The following is a 15214-nucleotide window of genomic DNA, read 5'->3' on the forward strand; positions in this document are numbered from 1 at the left end:
TTCAGCGCGCGGCGCTCTTGCGCGCGGCCTTCTTCGCGGGCGCCTCGGCCGGCGCCGGCGCGGCCGCCGCGGTCTTGCGCGCGGCCTTGCGGGCAGGTGCAGCCGCCGGCTCGGCCTGCGGCGCCGGCGCCGGTGCGGTGGCCGCGGCCACGCTGCTCATCACGTCCTGCATCGCGTCGGCGGCCCGGGCCTGGGCCTCGGCGGCCGCGCTCGAGGTGGCCTGCATCGTCTGCGTGGCCAGCTCGGTGAACTGCTGCGTCAGCGCGCCCCACCACTGCATCGCATCGACCGCCGGGGGCGCCTCGGCCGCCGGCGCCGCGGCCGGGGCCGGTGCGGGAGCAGGCGCCGGGGCCGGCGCGGCCGCGCGCGGAGCCGGCGTCGCGGCAGCCGCCGCGGCGGCGCTGAACACGTCGGGCACGCGCACCTTCAGCGCCTCGCCCAGGTCGGCCATCGGCACGTTCATCGTGCGCAGCGTGCCCAGCGTCATGCGCTGCACCTCCAGCGCCTGGATGGTCGCGGCGATCATGCGCGCGTTCTGCTCGAGCCAGAACTGCACCGTGCGCAGCTCGCCGATGCGCTTGTCGATCTCCTGCGGATCGAGCGTCGGCGCGACCCACTGGCCGATGCCGGGCAGGGTCTGGCCGGCGTTCTTCACCAGGCCCTGCAGGAAGTCGAAGCCGGGCACGAACTTGCTGAAGGCCTCGGTGCAGGCCTGCGAATAGGGGTTGTTGAACGGATTGCTGCTGTCGGTCATCGGGGCGCTCCTGCTGTGTCTCCTCGGGGTCGGCGGCCAGGCCGTCGGATCGTTCGGGATCGTTCATTTCGGCCGTCCCGACCCATTGTGCCCAGCACGGACGGACGTGTCACTGACGCGCGGGAACGGGCACCTCGGCCGGCAGCACCCGCTCGACCCGGAAACCGCGCCGGGCCAGCAGCGCCGGCAGGCCCTGCGGCCCGACCATGTGCAGCGCGCCGACCGCCGCGAACACCCGCGAGCCGCGCTGGTGCAGCGTGGCGATGCGCTCGGCCATCGCCGGATTGCGCGCCTCCACGCCGACGCGGTGCGCCTCGCGCTCGGCCTCGCTGCCCAGGCAGTCGCACCACTGCGCGAAGTCCTCCAGCGCGGCCGCGTCCGAGCCGGCCCACAGCTCGGCCAGCCGCAGCGCCACACGGCGCGAGGCCGGATCGCCGATCTCCGCCAGACCTCGGCGCACCGCCTCGACGCCGTCCTGCGGGCGCCGCCCGGTCAGCAGCGCGATCTGCTGCTCGGGCGTTTCCAGCGAGACGACCGTCTGGCGCCGCGCATGCGCCAGCCGCGCCAGCCAGCCGTCGATGCCCCAGACCGGATCGAGCCCGTCGCGGCGCAGCGACAGCGACACCAGCGTGATGACCTGCAGCTCCGGCCGCAGCCCGTCGAGCCCGCGACCGACGCAGGCCTCGGAGAGCGCCTGATCCAGCCGCGCGGCCAGATCGGGCGGCAGCGGCGGCTGGCCCGGCGGCACGCGCGCGGCCCGCTGCAGCCGCTGCAGCACGCCCGGATCGAGCAGGTCGAGCTCGAAGGCGACCCGGTCGGCCGAGGCCAGCGCCGACAGCACCGTCGCACCCGGCACGATCCAGTCGCGCCGGCCGACGTGCACGGTCGCGTAGAGCCAGGAGACATGCTCGTCCTTCTCGACGCGCCAGAGCAGGCCGCGGTCGGTCGGACCGGGCATCGCGTCGAGCCACTGCGCCTGCGACGGCGCCGGCTCGGCCTGCGGCGGGCACAGCGCCTCGGCCTGCGCCGCGGCCGGCATCACCGCCGGCAGCAGCATCGGCAGCGACAGCAGCAGCGCCCTCAGCCCGCGCGACAGCGCCCCGCGCACCTCAGCCGCCCCCGAGCCGGCGCAGGCCGGCGTCGATCGTGCCCAGCGGCGTCTGGCCGCGCGCGGCCTGCGGCGTCAGCGCGACCCGCTCGGCCGGACCGGTCGCCCGGGCGCGCGGCCCCAGCGCCAGCAGCGTGCCGGCCCGGATCACCCGGGCCTGCGCCAGCCGCGCCATCAGCGGCCCCAGCGGCGGCGAGATCGCCGGCTCGCCGCCATCGGGCGCAGCCGCCACGCCCAGGCCCTGCGGCTCCAGCGTCAGCGCGACCCGCCCGCGCGAGGCACCGCGCCCGGCCGGCAGCTCGTCGGGCGTGACCACCACCGGCGCCAGGCTCAGCCACGGCCGCGCGCCGGCCGGATCCTGCGGCTGCAGCCACTGCAGGCCGGCGCCGACCAGGCGCACGCCGTCGAGCGCCTGCTCCGGCGAGGCCCCCAGCGGCACCTCGCCGCTCAGCACGATCCAGCGCGGCGCGACCTCGGCCTCGCCGCCGAGGCGGCACAGCGCCACGTCGTCATGCGGCCCGAGCAGGCCGTCGCCGGGCAGCGCCTGCCAGGCGACCTCGCCGTCGTCTGCGTGCTGCGCCTCGACCGCACGGTGCGCGCGCGCCAGCGGCGCCATGCACATGCGCGGCTCGAACGGAAAGGCATGGCGCGCCTTGCCCTCGTCGAGCGTGCGCGACAGGTCCTGCAGCTGCGGCGCGAGAAAGGCCCAGTCGTCGAGCACCTGCTGCAGCCGCGAGGCGATCGCGCTGGCGTGGTGGGCGGTGGCAAGGTCGGAGGACACGACGACGAGCTGGCCGTCGCGCGAGCCATCCTTGTAGGTCGCAAGCTTCATGGCCGGAATGATGGCAGACTGGGCAGCATGACGCCCTTGCCGCGTCGCGGAGAACCCCGGATTGCCGACCGACCGCCCCGCCCCGCCCGAAGGCCGCCCCCCGCGCCGGCCCGGACGGCTCGCGCTGCCGGCGGCGCTGCTGATGCTGACGCTGGGCGCGCATCTGTGGCTGATCGGACGCTGGAGCCCGCCGGCGCAGGCCGCGACCGCGCCGGCGCTGCGCCCGGTCCTGGCCCGGGTGGCCGAGCCGCCGGCGCCCCCTGCCCCCGGGCCCATGCCCGTCGCCGTCCCGGTGGCCGCGGCCGACCCGACGCCTGCCGAGCCCGCGACGCGGGCGGCAGCCGACCGCCAGGCACCGGCCCGCGTCACCGCCGTCGCCCTCGCCGCATCGCGTCCGGCGCCGGCGCGGCGCGCCCGGGCCGGCGCGGCCGCCAGCTCCACCGCCACGCCGGCCTCGAGCGGCGACGGCCTGCGTGCGCCTGCGGCGCCGGAGCGGCTGCAGCCGCCGGCCTCGGCGCAGCTGCACTACCGGATGAGCCGCGGCGCGCTGACGGGCAGCGGCCTGATCGAGTGGGACAGCGACGGCCACCGCTACCGCATGCAGCTGCAGGCGCGCGTGCCGGTGTTCGGCGTGCTGCTGGAGCAGCGCAGCGAAGGCCGCATCGACGCCAGCGGCGTCGCGCCGGAGCGCCACACCGAGCGGCGGCTGCGCCGCAGCGAACGCGCCGTCAGCTTCGTGCGCGACGACGGCCGCCCGCGGGTGCTGTTCTCGGCCCGCGAGGGCGAGTCGCCGCTGCAGCCCGGCACGCAGGACCGGCTGAGCTGGATCGCGCAGCTCGCCGCCTGGATCGAGCGGCCCGGGCGCACGGCCGGCACGCAGCTCACGCTGCCGGTGGCCGGCGTCGGCGGCGAGGTGCACGACTGGACCTTCACGCTGATCGACCGCGACGAGGCCGGCCGCTGGCATCTGCGCCGCGAGCCCGACGGCCCGCACGACACCCATGCCGAGGTCTGGACGCTGCCGCAACCGCCGTACTGGCCCCAGCGCCTGCGCCTGAGCGACGATGGGGGCGACGTGCTCGAGCTGCTGCTGCAGCCCGGCCCCGGTGGAGCCGACCCTTGAATCCCCCCGCGCCCGCCTCACCTGCCTGCGCAGCCGGAACACCTTTCCGATCGTTTCTGAAGGAGATCACGATGCACATGCTCTACAACTCCGAGAACTTCGCGGTGATGCAGCACGCCGGCGACGATCACCCGCACGGCGGATTCGAGATCGTCGACAAGACCTCGCGCCGCGAGATCTACCTCGCCGGGCTGCTGGCCGACCACTTCCAGGCCGGCGTCGAGCGCCTGATCGACCAGACCGACGACGAGATGCTGATCGACGAGTTCCTGTCGGGCTACACGACGCTGGCCCATCATCCGGTCGTGCTGCACTGAGCGGCCCTTCCCCGGTACGACACGGTCTTGCGTCACGCGCCCGGTTGGGGCGAAGATCGGCGCCGCATGGCGCCCCGGTCCCGGCCGGGGCCGGCGCCCGACTCCGCTGATCCCGAGGAGACCGCATGAGCAAGGAAGTGTCCCGCACCGCACCGGCGCGCCGATCGCGCAGCCGCAAGAGCGGCGCCCCGGTGCTGCTGTCGCCGGGCCTGCTGGACTCGCCGGTGCTCGACCAGCTCTGCACCCATTTCGTGCTGACGCTGACGCGGCACCAGGCCGGGCGCTTCGCCGGCCGGCGCGACTGGAACAGCCTGCTGTCGCTGACGGCGCGGCATCTGGTCTGGCCGGTTAGCGTGCTGCACCGGCTGCGCGAGTTCCTCGGGCGGCGGGTGCGCGAGCACGAGGCCTGGGTCGGCCACGAGCAGCTCGACGACGAGGCCTTTCTCGAGCGCCACGGCTGGTGGCACGGCCCCTACGAGGAAGGCACGCTCTTCTTCTACATCGACGAGTACATCAAGGACGCACCCAAGGACCTGATGGCGGTGCTGGGCACGACCGGCGACTGGCTCGGCCAGCACCTGCGCCGCAGCTCCACGCTGGTCGAGAAGAACGTCGAGCTGCTCGCCGGCCTGCTGCAGCTCAACCCGGCCGAGCGCGCGCTGATCCTGTACGGCACGCTGGCGCGCTACCAGCGCGACCTGCGCGGCCTGCTGGTCGAGTTCAAGGTCGCCAGCGCCCAGGAGGCCTACGCGACGCTGGCCGAGGTCGCCGGCGTCGACCAGCGCGAGGTCGCCGACGCGCTGCGCGCCGGCAGCCGGCTCGAGCGCATCGGCATGATCGAGAACCTGATCTCCGAGCACAACATCACCGACCTGGCCGACCTGATGAAGGTCTCCGACCAGCTGCCGCCGGTGCTGATGCGCGAGTACCGCGACCCGCAGGACCTGATGGCGGTCTTCACGCGGCCCTCGACGAAGAGCGAGCTGGTCGCCGCCGACTTCCATTTCGTCGCCGAGGAGGTGGACGTGCTGACCGCGCTGCTGAGGAACGCGGTCGCGCGCCACGAATGCGGCGTCAACGTGCTGATGTACGGCCCGCCCGGCACCGGCAAGACCGAGCTCGCCCGGGTGGTGGCGCAGCAGGCCGGGCTCGAGCTCTACGAGGTCGAGTACGCCGACCGCGACGGCAACTCGCTGTCGGGCCGCGACCGCTACCGCTCGCTGCAGATCAGCCAGGTCTTCCTGAAGGCCAGCCCGGAGGTCGCGCTGCTGTTCGACGAGGTCGAGGACGTGTTCCCGCCGATCTCCTCGGACGCGGCGCAGCTGATCGCCCGGCTCGAGAGCAGCGGCGACGGCGGCGCCTCCGGCTCGGTCAACGGCAAGGCCTGGGTCAACCAGATCCTCGAGAGCAATCCGGTGCCGGTGATCTGGGTCACCAACCGCATCGAGCAGATCGACCCGGCCTTCCGGCGCCGCTTCCAGTACCACCTGGAACTGAAGTCGCCGCCGCCGGGCGCGCGCGAGGCGCTGGTGCGCCGCGCGCTGGGCGACACGGTGGTCGGCGCGGAGTTCGTCGAGCGGCTGACGCAGCGCAAGGCGCTGACGCCGGCGCAGATCCGCACCGCGGTGCGCTTCGCGCGGCTGGTCGGCGAGGCCGGCAGCACGGACGGCGCGGCGCTGGAGCGCCTGATCGAGCGCCAGATCGCGCACGCCGACCTGGCGCTGGGCAACACCGACGCGACCCGCCCGGCCGCGCGTCCGGTGGTGACGAGCTACGACCTCGATCTGCTGCATGTCGAGAGCCGCTTCGAGGTGCCGCGCATCGTCGAGGCGCTGCGCCGGCGCGGCCACGGCGCGCTGTGCTTTCACGGTGCGCCCGGCACCGGCAAGACCGCGCTGGCCGAGCACATCGCCCGCGAGCTCGGCCGCCCGCTGATGATCCGCCAGGCCAGCGACCTGGTGAGCAAGTTCGTCGGCGAGACCGAGCAGAACATGGCGCGCATGTTCGCCGAGGCCGGCGCCGAGCAGGCGGTGCTGCTGCTCGACGAGGCCGACAGCTTCCTGCGCACCCGCCGCCGCGCCGAGCGCAGCTACGAGGTGACCGAGGTCAACGAGATGCTGCAGGGCATGGAGCGCTTCGGCGGCGTCTTCATCTGCACCACCAACCTGTTCGAGGACCTCGACGAGGCGGCGCTGCGGCGCTTCACCTTCAAGATCCGCTTCCTGCCGCTGCGCCCCGAGCAGCGCGAGCGCATGTTCGTCGCCGAGGCGCTGGGCGGCGCGGCCGAACGGCTGAGCGCCGAGCAGCGCCAGCGCCTAGCCCTGCTCGACCAGCTCGCCTGCGGCGACTTCGCCGCGGTGCGCCGCCAGGTCGACATTCTCGGCGAGGCCTTCGAGCCCGACGAGTTCCTGGCCCAGCTCGAGAGCGAGCACCGGGTCAAGCCGCAGGTGCGCGAGCGCCGCTCGATCGGCTTCACGCACTGAGCGCCCCCCGGGAGACTCCGCCGCCGGATGCGTCCCGGCCGGCGGGGCCTCAGCGGCGCACGCCGCCCTTGAGCTCGGCGGCCAGCGCGGCGAAGCCGGCCTCGTCGCCGGCGGCCAGCAGCGCGGCCTGCTCCGGCCAGGTGGCCGGCTGGGCCAGCCGGAAGCGCGGGCCGGCGGCGGCCAGCACCGCCTCCAGCCGATCCGCACGGGCCGTCGCCAGCGCGGCGAAGCCGGTGATGCCCGCGTCCTTCAGCAGCGCGGCGATGCGCGGACCGATGCCCTCGATGCGGGTCAGATCGTCGTCGGTGGCGACCGCCGCCACCGCAACCGGATCGGCCACCGGCACCGGGTCGGCCGGCGGGGCCGGGTCGGCCGGCGGCAGCCAGGCCGCCCAGGGCATCCAGGCCCACCACTGCGCCGCCGCACCCATCAGCGCCAGCATCTGCTGTCCGGCCTGCACCGGCTCGAAGTCCTGCCTCGTGTCCATCCGTTCCTCTCCAGAAATCATCGAAAACACGCCTTCCCGCATTGAATCACCCTTGTCTTGCGGCACTGTTGCATCGCCGCCGCAGCGGCACGATTACCTACAATCTGCCGCCATGACCGCCCCGACCCCCGCCTACACCCGCGCCGCCCGCCTGCCCGAGCTGCTTCAGCAGCGCATCGTCATCCTCGACGGCGCGATGGGCACGATGATCCAGCGCCACAAGCTCACGGAAGCCGACTTCCGCGGCGAGCGCCTGAAGGACCACCCGAAGGACCTCAAGGGCAACAACGACCTGCTGGTGCTCACGCGCCCGGACGTCATCGGCGAGATCCACCGCCAGTACCTGGCCGCCGGCGCCGACCTGATCGAGACCAACACCTTCGGCGCCAACCGCGTGGCGCAGGACGACTACGAGCTGGGCGCGCTGTCCTACGAGATGAACGTGGCCGCCGCGCGGCTGGCGCGCCAGTGCTGCGACGAGTTCTCGACGCCGGAGAAGCCGCGCTTCGTCGCCGGCGCCATCGGCCCGACGCCGAAGACCGCCTCCATCAGCCCGGACGTCAACGATCCCGGCGCGCGCAACACCAGCTTCGACGAGCTGCGCGAAGCCTACAAGGAGCAGGCGCGCGGCCTGCTCGACGGCGGCGCCGACCTCTTCCTGATCGAGACCATCTTCGACACCCTCAACGCCAAGGCCGCCATCTTCGCGGTCGACGAGCTGATGGAGGAGACCGGCGAGCGCCTGCCGGTCATCATCTCCGGCACCGTCACCGACGCGTCGGGGCGCATCCTGTCGGGCCAGACGGTGGGTGCGTTCTGGAACAGCGTGCGCCACGCCCGCCCGATCGCCATCGGCCTGAACTGCGCGCTGGGTGCCACGCTGATGCGCCCCTACGTGGAAGAGCTGTCGAAGATCGCCGGCGACACCTTCATCAGCTGCTACCCCAACGCCGGTCTGCCCAACCCGATGAGCGACACCGGCTTCGACGAGACGCCCGACATCACCGGCCGGCTGGTCGAGGAGTTCGCGCAGGCCGGCTTCCTCAACATCGCCGGCGGCTGCTGCGGCACGACGCCGGACCACATCCGCGCCATCGCCGAGCGCGTGGGCAAGTACCAGCCGCGCTGCCGCCACGCCGCGCCGTTCACCTCCCTCATCGGCGCCTGAAGACTGCAGGACGACAAGAACATGAACACCCCCCTCACCCCGCCGCCGATGCGTCTCTCGGGCCTGGAGCCGGTCGAGATCGGCCAGGGCAGCCTCTTCGTCAACGTCGGCGAGCGCACCAACGTCACCGGCAGCCGCGTCTTCGCCAAGATGATCCTGGCCGGCGAGTACGAGAAGGCCCTGGCCGTCGCGCGCCAGCAGGTCGAGAACGGCGCGCAGATCATCGACATCAACATGGACGAGGCCATGCTCGACAGCAAGGCCGCCATGGTGCGCTTCCTCAACCTGATCGCCGGCGAGCCGGAGATCGCGCGCGTGCCGGTGATGATCGACTCCTCCAAGTGGGAGGTGATCGAGGCCGGCCTGAAGTGCATCCAGGGCAAGGGCGTCGTCAACTCGATCTCGCTGAAGGAAGGCGAGGCCGAGTTCAGGCGCCAGGCCGGGCTGGTGCGCCGCTACGGCGCCGCCGCCGTCGTCATGGCCTTCGACGAGACCGGCCAGGCCGACACCTACCAGCGCAAGATCGAGATCTGCGAGCGCGCCTACCGGGTGCTGGTCGACGAGGTCGGCTTCCCCCCGGAGGACATCATCTTCGACCCGAACATCTTCGCGATCGCCACCGGCATCGAGGAGCATGACAACTACGCGGTCGACTTCATCGAGGCCACGCGCTGGATCAAGCAGAACCTGCCCGGCGCCAAGGTCTCGGGCGGCGTCTCGAACGTGAGCTTCTCGTTCCGCGGCAACGAGCCGGTGCGCGAGGCCATCCACACCGTCTTCCTGTACCACGCCATCCAGGCGGGCATGGACATGGGCATCGTCAACGCCGGCATGGTCGGCGTCTACGACGACCTGGAGCCCGAGCTGCGCGAGCGCGTGGAGGACGTGGTGCTCAACCGCCGCAAGGACGCCGGCGAGCGCCTGATCGAGATCGCCGACCGCGCCAAGAGCGCCGGCAAGGACGAGTCGGCCCGACTGGCCTGGCGCGGCACGCCTGAACAGCCCGCGCCGGTCGAGCAGCGTCTGTCGCACGCCCTGGTGCACGGCATCACCGACTTCATCGACGCCGACACCGAGGAATGCTGGCAGGCCATCCAGGCCCGCGGCGGGCGGCCGCTGCATGTGATCGAAGGCCCGCTGATGGCCGGCATGAACGTGGTCGGCGACCTGTTCGGCGCCGGCAAGATGTTCCTGCCCCAGGTGGTCAAGTCGGCCCGCGTGATGAAGCAGGCCGTCGCCCACCTGCTGCCCTACATCGAGGCCGAGAAGAAGGCCCTGCAGGACGCCGGCGGCGACGTGAAGCCCAAGGGCAAGATCGTCATCGCCACCGTCAAGGGCGACGTGCACGACATCGGCAAGAACATCGTCACGGTCGTGCTGCAGTGCAACAACTTCGAGGTGGTCAACATGGGCGTGATGGTCCCGTGCCAGGACATCCTCAGGAAGGCCAAGGAGGAAGGCGCGGACATCATCGGCCTCTCGGGCCTGATCACGCCGAGCCTGGAGGAGATGCAGCACGTCGCCGCCGAGATGCAGCGCGACCCCTACTTCGCCGAGCGCGCCACGCCGCTGCTGATCGGCGGCGCGACCTGTTCACGGGTGCACACCGCGGTGAAGATCGCCCCGAACTTCAGCGGCCCGGTGGTGTACGTGCCCGACGCCTCGCGCGCGGTGGGCGTGTGCTCGGACCTGCTGAGCGAGGAGCGCTCGCCCCAGTACATCGCCGAGCTGAAGGCCGACTACGACCGGGTGCGCGAGCAGCACGCCAACAAGAAGGTCACGCCGCTGGTCACGCTGGCCGAGGCGCGCGCCAACCGCACGCCGCTCGACTGGGACAGCTACCTGCCGCCGGCACCGAAGTTCCTCGGCCGGCGCGAGTTCCGCAACCAGGATCTGGCCGAGCTGGCCGCCTGCATCGACTGGGCGCCCTTCTTCCAGACCTGGGACCTGGCAGGCAAGTACCCCGACATCCTGACCGACGAGGTGGTCGGCGAGCAGGCCACCCGCGTGCTGGCCGACGGCCGCCAGATGCTGCAGCGCCTGATCGACGGCCGCTGGCTGCAGGCGAGCGGCGTGATGGGCTTCTGGCCCGCCAACACGGTCGACGACGACACGATCGAGATCTACGCCGACGAGTCGCGCAGCCAGGTGCTGATGCGCTGGCAGCCGCTGCGCATGCAGACGGTGCGTCCTGTCATCGACGGCGTGGCGCGGCCGAACCGCTCGCTGGCCGACTTCATCGCCCCGAAGGGCACGAAGCCCGACTACATCGGCCTCTTCGCCGTCACCGCCGGCCTGAACGTCGAGAAGAAGGAGGCGCAGTTCATCGCCCAGCACGACGACTACAGCGCCATCATGCTCAAGGCCCTGGCCGACCGCCTGGCCGAGGCCTTCGCCGAGCGGCTGCACCAGCGCGTGCGCACCGAGCTGTGGGGCTATGCGGCGGACGAGGCGCTGTCGAACGAAGAGCTGATCAAGGAGGCCTACCGCGGCATCCGCCCGGCGCCCGGCTACCCGGCCTGCCCGGACCACCTCGTCAAGCGCGCGATGTTCGAGGTGCTCGACGCCCCGGCCATCGGCATGGGCCTCACCGAGAGCCTGGCGATGACGCCGGCCGCCTCGGTCAGCGGCTTCTATCTGGCCCACCCGCAGGCGACCTACTTCAACGTCGGCCGCATCGGCGAGGACCAGCTCGCCGACTACGCTGAGCGTGCAGGCCTGGACGAAGCCCAGGCACGGCGCGCGCTGGCCCCGGTGCTGGGCTGAAGCCGGAGGAAACCCGAAAGCACGAAGGGCGCCGCAAGGCGCCCTTTCTTCATCCCGCCGGGACCGCGCCAGCGGCCCCGCGTCCACTCGCCGATCAGCCCAGGCGCGCGTCGAATCGACGACGGCGCGACATGAAGCCGATGGCGCCGAGGCCGGCGAGCATCATCGCGAAGGTCTCGGGTTCCGGAACCGCCGCGGTGACCGCGACGTTGTCCAGCACGACGCCGGTGCCGAAGCCCGAGAAGTACAGGTGGTAGGACGTGCCGGCGGTGCCGTTGAAGCCGTAGGTGACATGCACCGGGGTCGAGCCCCAGTCGGTGACCGCGTTCAGCGACGCGCCGCTGGTGGCCAGGGCGAGCGTGTCCGGGTTGACCGTGCCGAACAGGCCGACCGACGACGACAGGAACAGGCGCGAGCGACCGACGCCGGCGGCATCGAAGCTGACGGTGTAGGGGCCGCTGCCCGACAGCGTGAAGGACTGGTAGACCGAGTCGCCGGCATCCAGGTCGAGCTGGCCGCCGACCAGCTCCGGCGTGCCCGAGCCGATCGACCACGACAGCGGATAGCCCAGCGCGGCAGCGCTGAAGGTCGGGTCGGTCAGCGCGACGCTCTGGGCCTGGGACGCACCGGCGCACAGGGCCAGCAGGGCGGCAGCGGCGAGAGGAAGGCGCTTGAGCAGCGTGGGGGTCATCGGGATTCTCCTGGACTTGAAGCCAGCAATCAGGGATGTTGCTGTTGTGCCTCCGAGTCTAGGCAGCCCCCATGTCCGCGCCACCCTCATTCGCGGGGGTGGACCCCGTCGCCGCCAACTTGTCGAGTGAGTTTTGTCCCATGCCCCCGCAAAGGCGGGGGGCACGGGAACCCGATTCGATCGGATCTGCTCAGCCCAGCACCAGATTGTCGCGATGGATCAGCTCGGGCTCGTTCGCATAGCCCAGCAGGCCCTCGATCTGCGACGAGGGCTTGCGCGCGATGCGCCGGGTCTCGCTGGCGGCGTAGTTGGCCAGACCGCGCGCGATCTCGACGCCGGCGGCGGTGCGCACCGCGATGACATCGCCGCGCGCGAACTCGCCGCTGACCTCGATCACACCGATCGGCAGCAGGCTCTTGCCCTCGTCGCGCAGCTTCAGCGCCGCGCCGTCGTCGACGACGACCGCGCCGCGCAGCTGCAGGTGATCGGCCATCCACTGCTTGCGCGCGGCGACCTTCTGCGTCGCCGCCACCAGCAACGTGCCGATCGATTCGCCCTCGACCAGGCGCAGCAGCGCGTCCTGCTCGCGGCCCCAGGCGATCACGGTGCTGGCGCCGCTGCCGGCCGCGCGCTTCGCGGCCAGGATCTTGGTGATCATGCCGCCCTTGCCGATCGAGCTGCCGGCGCCGCCGGCCATCTGCTCGAGCTCGGGCGTGCCGGCCACCGCCTCGTGAATGAACTTCGCGTCCGGATCCTTGCGCGGATCGGCCGAATAGAGGCCCTTCTGGTCGGTCAGGATGACCAGCGCATCGGCCTCGATCAGATTGGCCACCAGGGCGCCCAGCGTGTCGTTGTCGCCGACCTTGATCTCGTCGGTGACCACCGTGTCGTTCTCGTTGATCACCGGCACCACGCCCAGGCCCAAGAGCGTCAGCAGCGTCGAGCGGGCGTTGAGGTAGCGCTCGCGGTCGGCCAGGTCGGCGTGCGTCAGCAGCACCTGCGCGCTGCCCAGGCCCTGCTCGCGCAGGGACGTCTCGTAGATCTGCGCCAGGCCCATCTGGCCGACGGCGGCCGCGGCCTGCAGCTCGTTGATCTCCTTGGGCCGGGTCGCCCAGCCCAGGCGCTTCATGCCCTCGGCGATCGCGCCCGAGGACACCATCACCACCTCGCGGCCCTGGCGCACCAGCGCCGCCAGCTGCACGCACCAGGCGTGGATCGCGGCGGCGTCGAGCCCGCGCCCCTCGTTGGTGACCAGGCTGGAGCCGACCTTGACGACGATGCGGCGGGCGTTCTTCAGGACATCACTCATGGCAGCGGGCCGCGGCGACCGCGGACGAAGAGGTGGAGACGGGATCAGCGGAAGCGGGGATCGTCGGAGTCGGGCACGTAGGCGGCCTCGTCGTCCTTCGGCGCGGTCGGCTTCGGTGCGGCCTTGGCGCGGCGGCGCGGCGCCGGCTTCGGCTCGGCCGCAGCCTCGGCGACCGGCTCGGGTGCGCCCTCGCCGTCGACGAAGCGCACATCCGGCTCCTCGATCGGCGGCGCGTTCAGCTTCGAGACATAGGCGTAGAGCGCATGCACCAGCGGGTCGCAGCCCTCGCGGGTCAGCGCGGACAGCTCGTAGACCGGACCCTTCCAGCGCAGACGGCGCACGATGTCCTTCACCCGCGCCTTGCGCTCGGCCGGATCGGGCAGCATGTCGAGCTTGTTGAGCACCAGCCAGCGCGGCTTCTCGTACAGCGCCTTGTCGTACTTCTTCAGCTCCTTGGCGATCGCACGGACCTCGGCGACCGGGTCGACGTTTTCGTCGAAGGGCACCGCGTCGACCAGGTGCAGCAGCACGCGGGTGCGCTGCAGGTGGCGCAGGAACAGGTGACCCAGGCCCGCGCCCTCGGAGGCACCCTCGATCAGGCCGGGCACGTCGGCGACGACGAAGCTCTGGCTCGGACCCACGCGCACCACGCCCAGGTTCGGGTGCAGCGTCGTGAAGGGATAGTCGGCGATCTTCGGCCGCGCGTTCGAGATGGCGGTGATCAGCGTCGACTTGCCGGCGTTGGGCATGCCCAGCAGGCCGACGTCGGCCAGCACGCGCAGCTCGAGCTTGAGCGCCTTGATCTCGCCGGGCCAGCCCGGGGTCTTCTGGCGCGGCGCGCGGTTGGTGCTGGACTTGAAGTGCAGGTTGCCGAAGCCGCCGTCGCCGCCCTTGGCCAGGATGATCTTCTCGCCGTGCTCGAGCAGCTCGGCGATGATCTCCTCGGTCTCGGCGTCGCGGATGATCGTGCCCACCGGCATGCGCAGCACCACGTCCTCGCCGGCGGCGCCGAACTGGTCGGAGCCGCGGCCGGCCTCGCCGTTGCGCGCCTCGTGGCGGCGGGTGTAGCGGAAATCGACCAGCGTGTTCAGGTTGCGGTCGCCCAGCGCGTAGACATGGCCGCCGCGGCCGCCGTTGCCGCCATCGGGGCCGCCAAAGGGAATGAACTTCTCGCGCCGGAAGCTCGCGCAGCCGGCACCACCGTTTCCGGCGGCCACGTCGATCGTGACCTCATCGACAAATTTCATGCGTGTTCTCCGGACGAGAGATCGTTGCAATGCAAAAAGCCCCGGCACGCCGGGGCTTCATGCGCATGAGGCGAAAGGACAGGTGTGTCCGTTCGCTCAGACCGGCGTGACCGTGACGGTCTTGCGGTTGTCGGCGCCCTTGACGCAGAACGAGATCGTTCCGTCGACCAGCGCGAACAGCGTGTGATCGCGGCCCATGCCGACGTTGCTGCCTGCGTGGAAACGGGTGCCGCGCTGACGCACGATGATCGAGCCCGCGCTCACGACCTGGCCGCCGTAGGCCTTGACGCCGAGCATCTTCGGCTTGGAGTCGCGGCCGTTCCGCGTGGAACCGCCGCCTTTTTTCTGTGCCATGTTTCAGCTCCTTGGAGATCTGATGAAAGAACCGGGATCAGGCGACGATCGCGCCGATTTCCAGCTCGGTGTAGTTCTGGCGATGGCCCTGGCGCTTCTGGTAGTGCTTGCGGCGACGCATCTTGAAGATGCGGACCTTGTCGTGACGGCCGTGCGAGACGACGGTGGCCTTCACCGAGGCGCCATCCACCAGGGGTGCACCGACCTTGAGCTCAGCGCCGTTGCCGACGGCGAGCACCTGGTCGATCACGATCTCCTGGCCGACGTCCGCAGTGATCTGTTCTACCTTGATTTTTTCGCCGGCTGCAACCTTGTATTGCTTGCCACCGGTTTTTATGACCGCGTACATGTCAACCCTTTCGTGGGGAAAAGAACTTCCTTGATCGCGCGCCCCAGGACCTTGGCCAAGGCCAGACCCTCTTTCGCGCGAAGCCGAAGATTGTAGCACGGATCCTGAGCGCATCCCGGAACGATGTCGGATCTGAGAGCGTGTTCACGATCCCGACTGCCCTGAAAATGCGGGGATGCCGACGAGAAAAGCCTACGCGAGTGACATCAGCCGAGAGCGGTTTGCG

At 71.6% G+C, this 15214-nt stretch carries 14 protein-coding genes; 5 read left to right on the forward strand and 9 right to left on the reverse strand.

The window, feature by feature from the left end:
- Position 1: 1 nt before the first annotated feature.
- The 3 genes from HNQ01_RS19375 to HNQ01_RS19385 form a co-directional block, all read right to left on the reverse strand.
- On the reverse strand, positions 2 to 754 hold the full coding sequence (locus tag HNQ01_RS19375) for a PhaM family polyhydroxyalkanoate granule multifunctional regulatory protein (protein ID WP_173807142.1): 753 nt from the start codon (positions 752 to 754) through the stop codon (positions 2 to 4).
- 109 nt (positions 755 to 863) lie between these two features.
- The gene (locus HNQ01_RS19380) at positions 864 to 1862 is read right to left on the reverse strand and encodes a TraB/GumN family protein (RefSeq protein WP_173807143.1); all 999 of its coding nucleotides are present in this window, start codon (positions 1860 to 1862) and stop codon (positions 864 to 866) included.
- A 1-nt stretch (position 1863) separates the two neighbouring features.
- Positions 1864 to 2694, reverse strand: a complete 831-nt coding sequence (locus HNQ01_RS19385) for a fumarylacetoacetate hydrolase (RefSeq protein ID WP_173807144.1) — start codon at positions 2692 to 2694, stop codon at positions 1864 to 1866.
- Positions 2695 to 2755: 61 nt separating this feature from the next.
- Between HNQ01_RS19385 and HNQ01_RS19390 the strand changes: the two genes are divergently transcribed.
- From HNQ01_RS19390 to HNQ01_RS19400, 3 genes are all read left to right on the forward strand, one after another.
- On the forward strand, positions 2756 to 3817 hold the full coding sequence (locus HNQ01_RS19390; RefSeq protein ID WP_173807145.1) for a DUF3108 domain-containing protein: 1062 nt from the start codon (positions 2756 to 2758) through the stop codon (positions 3815 to 3817).
- Between the two features lie 71 nt (positions 3818 to 3888).
- Positions 3889 to 4134 (forward strand): BTH_I0359 family protein, encoded by a 246-nt coding sequence (locus tag HNQ01_RS19395; protein WP_173807146.1) that lies wholly within the window; start codon positions 3889 to 3891, stop codon positions 4132 to 4134.
- 125 nt (positions 4135 to 4259) lie between these two features.
- Positions 4260 to 6617 carry an ATP-binding protein gene (locus tag HNQ01_RS19400; protein ID WP_173807147.1) on the forward strand — a complete coding sequence of 786 codons (2358 nt, stop codon included), beginning with the start codon at positions 4260 to 4262 and terminating at the stop codon, positions 6615 to 6617.
- Between the two features lie 49 nt (positions 6618 to 6666).
- Here the strand turns inward: HNQ01_RS19400 and HNQ01_RS19405 are convergent, their stop codons facing one another.
- On the reverse strand, positions 6667 to 7104 hold the full coding sequence (locus HNQ01_RS19405; RefSeq protein ID WP_217427621.1) for a DUF4332 domain-containing protein: 438 nt from the start codon (positions 7102 to 7104) through the stop codon (positions 6667 to 6669).
- 112 nt (positions 7105 to 7216) lie between these two features.
- Between HNQ01_RS19405 and HNQ01_RS19410 the strand changes: the two genes are divergently transcribed.
- Both HNQ01_RS19410 and metH read left to right on the forward strand, forming a co-directional pair.
- Positions 7217 to 8272 carry a homocysteine S-methyltransferase family protein gene (locus HNQ01_RS19410; protein ID WP_173807148.1) on the forward strand — a complete coding sequence of 352 codons (1056 nt, stop codon included), beginning with the start codon at positions 7217 to 7219 and terminating at the stop codon, positions 8270 to 8272.
- A 21-nt stretch (positions 8273 to 8293) separates the two neighbouring features.
- Positions 8294 to 11038, forward strand: a complete 2745-nt coding sequence (gene metH / locus HNQ01_RS19415) for a methionine synthase (RefSeq protein WP_173807149.1) — start codon at positions 8294 to 8296, stop codon at positions 11036 to 11038.
- Positions 11039 to 11132: 94 nt separating this feature from the next.
- On the opposite strand, the gene HNQ01_RS19420 is transcribed toward metH, so the two are convergent.
- From HNQ01_RS19420 to rplU, 5 genes are all read right to left on the reverse strand, one after another.
- Positions 11133 to 11729 (reverse strand): PEP-CTERM sorting domain-containing protein, encoded by a 597-nt coding sequence (locus HNQ01_RS19420; RefSeq protein WP_173807150.1) that lies wholly within the window; start codon positions 11727 to 11729, stop codon positions 11133 to 11135.
- A 190-nt stretch (positions 11730 to 11919) separates the two neighbouring features.
- Positions 11920 to 13038, reverse strand: a complete 1119-nt coding sequence (gene proB / locus HNQ01_RS19425) for a glutamate 5-kinase (RefSeq protein ID WP_173807151.1) — start codon at positions 13036 to 13038, stop codon at positions 11920 to 11922.
- Between the two features lie 44 nt (positions 13039 to 13082).
- Positions 13083 to 14285 carry a GTPase ObgE gene (gene obgE, locus HNQ01_RS19430; protein WP_173807152.1) on the reverse strand — a complete coding sequence of 401 codons (1203 nt, stop codon included), beginning with the start codon at positions 14283 to 14285 and terminating at the stop codon, positions 13083 to 13085.
- 96 nt (positions 14286 to 14381) lie between these two features.
- Positions 14382 to 14639 carry a 50S ribosomal protein L27 gene (rpmA, locus tag HNQ01_RS19435; RefSeq protein WP_173807153.1) on the reverse strand — a complete coding sequence of 86 codons (258 nt, stop codon included), beginning with the start codon at positions 14637 to 14639 and terminating at the stop codon, positions 14382 to 14384.
- A 37-nt stretch (positions 14640 to 14676) separates the two neighbouring features.
- A complete protein-coding gene (gene rplU / locus HNQ01_RS19440) occupies positions 14677 to 14988 on the reverse strand; it encodes a 50S ribosomal protein L21 (protein WP_173807154.1) in 312 nt (103 codons plus the stop codon).
- Between the last annotated feature and the right edge of the window lie 226 nt (positions 14989 to 15214).

Origin of the sequence: Sphaerotilus uruguayifluvii, assembly GCF_013294065.1 — a bacterium.
In the GTDB taxonomy this organism is placed as follows: Bacteria; Pseudomonadota; Gammaproteobacteria; order Burkholderiales; family Burkholderiaceae_C; genus Sphaerotilus; species Sphaerotilus uruguayifluvii.

Coding starts and splice junctions, on each gene's coding strand:
- HNQ01_RS19375 (WP_173807142.1), bottom strand. CDS start 754: ATGACCGACAGCAGCAATCCGTTCAACAACCCCTATTCGCAGGCCTGC.
- HNQ01_RS19385 (WP_173807144.1), bottom strand. CDS start 2,694: ATGAAGCTTGCGACCTACAAGGATGGCTCGCGCGACGGCCAGCTCGTC.
- HNQ01_RS19395 (WP_173807146.1), top strand. CDS start 3,889: ATGCACATGCTCTACAACTCCGAGAACTTCGCGGTGATGCAGCACGCC.
- HNQ01_RS19400 (WP_173807147.1), top strand. CDS start 4,260: ATGAGCAAGGAAGTGTCCCGCACCGCACCGGCGCGCCGATCGCGCAGC.
- HNQ01_RS19405 (WP_217427621.1), bottom strand. CDS start 7,104: ATGGACACGAGGCAGGACTTCGAGCCGGTGCAGGCCGGACAGCAGATG.
- HNQ01_RS19410 (WP_173807148.1), top strand. CDS start 7,217: ATGACCGCCCCGACCCCCGCCTACACCCGCGCCGCCCGCCTGCCCGAG.
- metH (WP_173807149.1), top strand. CDS start 8,294: ATGAACACCCCCCTCACCCCGCCGCCGATGCGTCTCTCGGGCCTGGAG.
- HNQ01_RS19420 (WP_173807150.1), bottom strand. CDS start 11,729: ATGACCCCCACGCTGCTCAAGCGCCTTCCTCTCGCCGCTGCCGCCCTG.
- proB (WP_173807151.1), bottom strand. CDS start 13,038: ATGAGTGATGTCCTGAAGAACGCCCGCCGCATCGTCGTCAAGGTCGGC.
- obgE (WP_173807152.1), bottom strand. CDS start 14,285: ATGAAATTTGTCGATGAGGTCACGATCGACGTGGCCGCCGGAAACGGT.
- rpmA (WP_173807153.1), bottom strand. CDS start 14,639: ATGGCACAGAAAAAAGGCGGCGGTTCCACGCGGAACGGCCGCGACTCC.
- rplU (WP_173807154.1), bottom strand. CDS start 14,988: ATGTACGCGGTCATAAAAACCGGTGGCAAGCAATACAAGGTTGCAGCC.